2 protein-coding genes are annotated in these 7,494 nt (G+C 34.0%); one reads left to right on the top strand and one right to left on the bottom strand.

Annotated features, from left to right (window positions below; genetic code table 11):
- Nucleotides 1-4,952, bottom strand: a 4,952-nt coding sequence (locus VDP25_RS15440) for a DUF7507 domain-containing protein (RefSeq protein WP_443089859.1), incomplete at its 3' end; no start/stop codon positions are given.
- An 800-nt stretch (nucleotides 4,953-5,752) separates the two neighbouring features.
- Between VDP25_RS15440 and VDP25_RS15435 the strand changes: the two genes are divergently transcribed.
- Nucleotides 5,753-7,342 (top strand): peptide chain release factor 3, encoded by a 1,590-nt coding sequence (locus VDP25_RS15435; RefSeq protein WP_334471266.1) that lies wholly within the window; start codon nucleotides 5,753-5,755, stop codon nucleotides 7,340-7,342.
- Nucleotides 7,343-7,494: the final 152 nt, after the last annotated feature.

Here is a 7,494-nt window from a genome sequence, read left to right as displayed (position 1 = left end):
GTAACGTCGCCTGTGTTGGTCACAGTATATGTATAGGTTATGATATCACCTACACTTACGGCATTATCAGCGCCCAAGTCTAAACTACCTGTTTTGGTTATGCTTAACTCTGGACTTTGATCTAAGTCTGTTCGTGTTGGATCTTCTGTAGGATTCGTACCTGTATCTGGTCCATCTACGGTCTCATTATCCAAGATTGGATCACCATTTGGATCTACATCTGTATCTGAAACATCGGTCACATCATCCGTTCCTACTGGACTATCTCCTATGGCAGTTGCACTGTTCTCTACAAAGCCTGCATCTATATCCGCTTGAGTAATTGTTTGCTCTACTGTTACGGTAGCACTTGCGTTTGGTGCTAAACTTGGAATATTTGTCAGTCCACCTGGATACGATAATGTTCCCAAGTCTGCATTCGCATCGGTAATCTCAATATCGGTTATTGTTACATCTCCTGTGTTAACTACAATAATATCATAGACAATAACATCGTTCAATACCGCTCCTGAAGTCGTTATTGTTTTTGTAACTGTTAACTCTGGGTTTTGAGAAATTTCAAAAGGCGTAACATCATTTGTTGGATCGGAATCATTACTATCTCCATTTATAGTATCGATATCATCAGTCTCTACTGTTTCTGGATCCGTTACAACCGTTCCATCACTAGCAGTACCAGTATCAGAAACATCTGTGATATCATCACTTGGGTCTAAAGTATCTCCACCTGGTGCTTCCGCACTTACAATTGCAGAATTCTCTATTCCCCCATTATCAATATCTGACTGAGTAATTACGTATGTTGCACTACATGTCGTATTAGCTCCTGGAGCAAGAGTCGTTGAAACACAAGTTACTGTTCCTACTAATGGGTCTGTAACAATAATATTTGTTAATGTTTCGTCTCCAGTATTAGTAACAGTAAATTCGTAAGTTATTTCATCGTCTAATATTCCTGCTGCTCCTAAAGCATCTACACTAGATACACTTTTAATTAAACTAATAGAACAATTTGCTTCTACTAAAACAATTGGCTCTAATGCAACTTCAACACAATCAGGGTTTCCTGCATATCTAACAGCGACAGTATATGATCCTGCTGCAAGTCCACTAAAGTTAGGTGTTGGAAGAAAAGGACCTGCCAAACCATTAACACTATACTCAATAGCTCCTCCTCCATTATCTGTTGCTCCTACATTAATAGAACCAGTATTTGTTGCACAAGTTGGCTGTACAACAGTAGTTGCAAGATTAATTGTTGGGGGAGGAGTTAAAAATGCATTATCATAAATTATGAACGCCTTTCCATCACCACCATCACCAAAGTTTGGACCTGGGTCAGCAGCACCTGTTTGAGTAACTCTAATTCCTTGTACATCTGTACCAGAAGGCACCAATGCTGTTAATGGATAAATGGCTACATATATCTCCTGAGTATAATCAGTTGGGACACCTGTATTAATGTATACTGATGGATTTGCTAACACAATATTACCTATTAAATTTAACGAACCATCTAAGGCCTGAATACTCATTTCGTTATTACCATTACGTTCTGTAATTACCAAATAACGATTAGAAGCAGCTGCTATAGGTGTATTATAAATAAACTCATTAAAATCAGTAGGATCGATAGTATTATCCATAGACACATAGTGTCTTAAATCATTTTCAAAATTTGCGGCTAATAACGCAGCATTATAAATCGCTGGATCGTCAGCTATAGTTGCAGTTGTACCTAATTGATCCGTAACAAATTGACTCGTAGCTTGTGGATTAGCATACTGATAATTCACATTATTAGGTATATAAATCTCAGTAAACGGATTTGGCTGACCTGCTACCGTTATAGAATTTAATACTGCAGGGAATCCTGCATTAGGAGCACTAGAGATATTAAAACTAACTTCGCTAGATAAAAGCGCCGCACTAGGATTCCCTACAGGTATAATATCATAACAACTTTCATCACTACATTCAAAAGGCGCAGTAACAACATCGTTAACTGTTAAAGTTCTGTTAGTATCAGCTGAAAAAGTAGCAGTAAACGACAAATTGGTGCCATTTGCTGGTAATTCTACTCCCGTAAATGTATAGGAAGGAGCTGTTAAACTAGTTACAGGAACTGTTCTAGTCGCATCTCCTGTTAATTCTAAGTTGCCTGTTGCTGGAGGATTATAAAAGAAGACTGTTATGTCTGCAGTAAAAGTATCATCGGTTGTAATTAACGGAGTACCGTTATCACTACATGCCGATTCATTACTTGAAACTATATCACAAATATCAGGAACATCCAAAACGATTGGAGATAAAGCAACCTCTACACAACTAGGTGAGGAAATATATCTAACTGCAACTGTATATGAACCAGGAGCCAAGTTGTTAAAGTTAGGACTTGATTGGAAAGGACCTGCTAAACCATTCACACTATATTCCATGGCACCTCCACCATTATCCAAAGCATCAATAGAGATAGAACCTTGAACAGATACACAATCTGGCTGAACAGCTGATGTTGTATACTCTATAGTAGGTGGTAAAACTAAGAATGAAGGGTCATAAACGATAAACGCTTTTCCATCTCCTCCATCTCCAGCTGTTGCTCCACTTTGAGTAATTCTAATACCTTGAACATCTGTTCCAGATGGCACTAACGCGGTTAATGGGTAAATAGCTAAAAATACATGTTGCGTAAAATCGGTAGCAACACCAGTATCAATATAATTTGTTGCATTTGCCAATACAATATTCCCTGTAGGATTTAAAGAATTATCTAAGGCCTGAATACTTAATTCATTATTACCATTTCGTTCAGTAACAATAATATATCTATTAGAAGCAGAAGCAATTGGAGAGTTATAAATGTATTCATTATAATCTGTTGGATCTATGGTATTATCCATTGATACATAATGCCTTAAATCATTTTCAGCATTTGCAGCAAGTAAAGCTGCATTATAAATTTCTTCTCCATCTGCTATTGTAGCTGTTGTACTCAATTGATCTCTAACATACTGACTATTTCCTGCTGGATTTGCGTATTGATAATTAACATTATTTGGTTTATATATTGCAGTAAATGCATTTGGTTCGCCAGCAATTGTTATAGAGTTTAATACTGCAGGAAAACCCGCACTTAATCCACTATCTATATCAAAAGTTACATCTGCTGCAGCTATCGCAGCTGTTGGGTTACCAGGTGGTATTGTATCAGGACAAGGATTACATGCTGAAGTATTTATAGGATCGGTAACAGCAAAATTAGTTCCTAAAGAATAATCTACTCCTGTTTCTGTAACTAAACCATTAATTGCGTTAACCGAAGCTGGATCTGGATCACCAAATTGTCCATTATCTGAACCGGAAGCATCAGCATCTCCATATGCTTCATTAGCATCTGAACAGCCATCACCATCACTATCTGTATTTTGGAAATCAAAACTACCATCTCCTAAAGTATCAATTGGTATGTTAACTTCAGCTACATCATCAATTCCATTTCCATTATCATCATTGTATACGGCATCACTACTATCTATTACACCATCATTATTTGTATCTAACTCGCCATTACCAGCTTCATCAACATCATATATACCATCATTATCCGAATCTAAATCTAAATAATCTGGTATTGTATCGTTATCTGTGTCTGTAGGATTTGTTGAAGGATCATTATCTAAATCTAAATTTTCATCTTCAACAGCATCTAAAATCCCATCATTATCACTATCTAGATCTAACGAATCATATACACCATCACAATCTGAATCGGTTTCAGAAACTGTAAATGAATTATTACTATAATCAGGATCTAATTGAGCCATATTAGTAATACTTGTATTATAGACAATAGGTAACGTTGGAGATGCAGCTCCATTAACCGTTAAGATTACACTTTCACCTGCTTGTAAACCAAAAATCACCCATTCATTTAAAACTGAGTCGTAAGAAGCTGTACCAGACCCAGATGAAAAAACCGCAGAACTACTAGTGTAACTTACACCCGACGGTAACGGAGATTCTACTACAAAACTATAACTGTTGTTGGCACTGTTATTTGTAACCGTAGCAACCAAATCAACATCAGTTGTTGTACACAAGCTCGTTGAAGATGCTACACTAGCATCAATACTCAAATCTACTGCAGTACTAAACCCTAGACTATTAGTGTTATAAGCTGTAAAAGCGATGTCTGTATTACCTGATGTTGTGTGCACAAATTTCACTATTTGCGAAGAATTACCAGCTGTAATTCCAAAATCACTCAACAAAAATGATAAAACCCTAAAATCTCTATATGTATTTACACCAAATGTACTAACAACACTTCCTGTACTAGGATCTACATTATAAATAGTCCAATCTACACCTGCAACAACCGGAGTAGAAGAAAAATCAACAACAACAACATTCCCTACTGTATTTCCTAGGTTATCTACAAACTTAAATGTATCACTACCTCCAGGCGCACCTGTCTGATTCACAATGATATCAGGTATGTTATCTGTAATATTTGCTACGGAAAGAACGGTTAAATCATCATATCCAATATCTTGCGGATCAATATTGAAAAAATTTGTACTCATCTCTAAACCACTAGCTCCATCTCTAACAAAATTAGTAGGTACTATTGGTGAAAAATTATTAATATAATCTGAAGGAGTATTGGTTTGGTTCACTCCACCCCAATTGTAAGCTACCCCCAACAATTCTGGGTTACTGTAATTGATTACACCTGGTATCGGAAAAGCACGAAAGTTAGCTGGAGTAAAAACAATCCCATTAGATGTTAAAACAGAATCGTCTACACCTGTAGAGTACGTAACACCATCAGCTATAAATCCTAATAAATTATTTGAATCTGTTGCCGTAACTGTTGCTCCAGTAGAAGAAACAAAAAAGCCGCCTTGATCACCATAAATAGTTGTTACATCTTCTTGAGCATTCATTATTAAAAATGACGAAAAGAAACCAACAAGGAAAAAGGTTTTTAACCTAAACAAAGATAACTTCGCTAAAACCATGCACATATATAAACTGGTATTAATATTCTTAGTAAAAGAGAATCGAGTAGAGATTTTCATATGATTATATAGTTGATGTATAATTCAGTTTGAGTAAATAAAACATATTACAAATATCGATAAAATGACAAATATATCCGACAAAGTGTAAATAAATAATTTTTTTTGTAAGACAAATCTATATTTAATAGAAAAAACCTACAAATATTAAATAATAAGACACATTAAATTGCCTTTAAGTCACACTTAAAATCTTAAAATAGCTAAACATTATTGTATTAGTGAAGAGATTTACTATTAATCAACTTCAAAAAATTAATCCCCTAATTTAGTAAGAGTAAAATTACAAAAAATTTGATATCTTTTAATTTTTAATGAAACTTTTATTCAACAATATATTGAATATAAATAGATAACACTAAAATGTTAGAGTAACAAATGATTTTGCCTTTATACTTAGGTCAACGCTACAATATTCTAAAGCTACTTAAACATGCTGTATCATAAAAAAGTAATCCTATTTATATCAATAAAAAAGAGAATTATACTACAAAAATTCATAATAAAACAAATTTAAAAAAGGTCTTAATAAACATTAATTTGCCAGACAAATACGTCTAACTATAATTGATGCTAAACAATATTAAAATATCTTAAAAGCTATTAATTAGTTATTTTAAATGGAGTTATTAATGGTATATTTGCATTCCTTTTTAATAATTTTTATGAGCTTTTTAAAAGAAATTAACAGACGACGTACTTTTGGTATTATATCACACCCAGATGCAGGTAAGACCACATTAACAGAGAAACTATTATTATTTGGTGGAGCCATACAAGAAGCTGGTGCTGTAAAGAGTAATAAAATAAAAAAAGGGGCTACCAGTGATTTTATGGAAATAGAGCGTCAGCGTGGTATTTCTGTAGCGACCTCTGTTTTGGCTTTTGAATACAATGGCATTAAAATTAATATTTTAGATACTCCTGGTCACAAGGATTTTGCCGAAGACACTTTTAGAACTTTAACTGCTGTAGATAGTGTAATTGTGGTTATTGATGTTGCCAAAGGTGTTGAGGAACAAACTGAAAAATTAGTTCAGGTTTGTAGAATGCGTAATATCCCAATGATTGTTTTTATTAATAAAATGGATAGAGAGGGTAAAGACGCTTTTGATCTATTAGATGAGATTGAACAAAAATTAGGACTAAAAGTTGTGCCTTTAAGCTTTCCTATTGGTATGGGCTATGACTTTAAAGGTATCTATAATATATGGGAAAAGAATATTAATCTATTTTCTGGAGATAGTAGAAAGGACATAGAAGAAACTATCGAAATCTCGGATTTAGCATCGCCAGAATTAGATAAACTTGTAGGTGAAAACACGGCAAACACATTAAGAGAAGAAATAGAATTGGTAAGTGGTATCTACCCTCAATTCAATAAAGAAGATTATTTAAACGGAGAACAACAACCTGTATTCTTTGGTTCTGCATTAAATAATTTTGGTGTTAGAGAATTACTAGATTGTTTTGTCGAAATTGCTCCTAAGCCAAGACCAAAACAAAGTGAAGAGCGCATAGTAAAACCTGACGAAAAAGCATTTAGTGGTTTTGTTTTTAAAATTCATGCCAACATGGATCCCAACCACAGAAATAGATTAGCGTTTATAAAGATTGTATCTGGAGAGTTTAAACGAAACACTCCTTATTTACACGTACGACATAATAAAAAACTAAAATTTTCTAGTCCAAACGCATTCTTTGCTGAAAAGAAAGAGATTGTAGACATTTCTTACCCAGGTGATATCGTTGGTTTACAAGATACCGGAAGCTTTAAAATTGGCGACACTCTAACTGAAGGAGAAGTGCTAAATTATAAAGGAGTTCCGAGCTTTTCACCAGAACACTTTAGATACATTAATAATGCTGACCCAATGAAAGCAAAGCAGTTATACAAAGGTATCGATCAGTTAATGGACGAAGGTGTTGCACAATTATTTACTTTAGATTTAAACGGTAGAAAAGTAATAGGTACTGTTGGTGCACTTCAGTATGAAGTCATTCAATATAGATTAGAACATGAATATGGTGCTAAATGTACTTATGAAAATCTAAACGTACATAAAGCTTGTTGGGTTAAAACAGATAATGAAAAAAGTGAAGAATTTAAAGAGTTTATTAGAGTAAAACAACGCTTCTTAGCCAGAGATAAGCAAAATCAATTGGTGTTTTTGGCAGATTCTATGTTTTCATTACAAATGACTCAACAAAAATATCCAAGTATTACTTTTCATTTCACTTCGGAATTTGAATAGAACTTGGTATACCCCTTATCTAAAAATACAGATTATTCTTTCAAATAAAATCAATTTAACGACTAAAAATACTTTTTATCGAATAATTGATTGTAATCAAAAATCATTCAATACTTTAATAATACGATTAACCCCAAACTAATCTACTTATT

The organism is Winogradskyella sp. ECml5-4 (assembly GCF_036903175.1).
In the GTDB taxonomy this organism is placed as follows: domain Bacteria; phylum Bacteroidota; class Bacteroidia; order Flavobacteriales; family Flavobacteriaceae; genus Winogradskyella; species Winogradskyella damuponensis.
The sequence above is the reverse complement of the archived record's forward strand: the minus strand, read 5'-3'. Positions and strand labels throughout refer to the sequence as shown.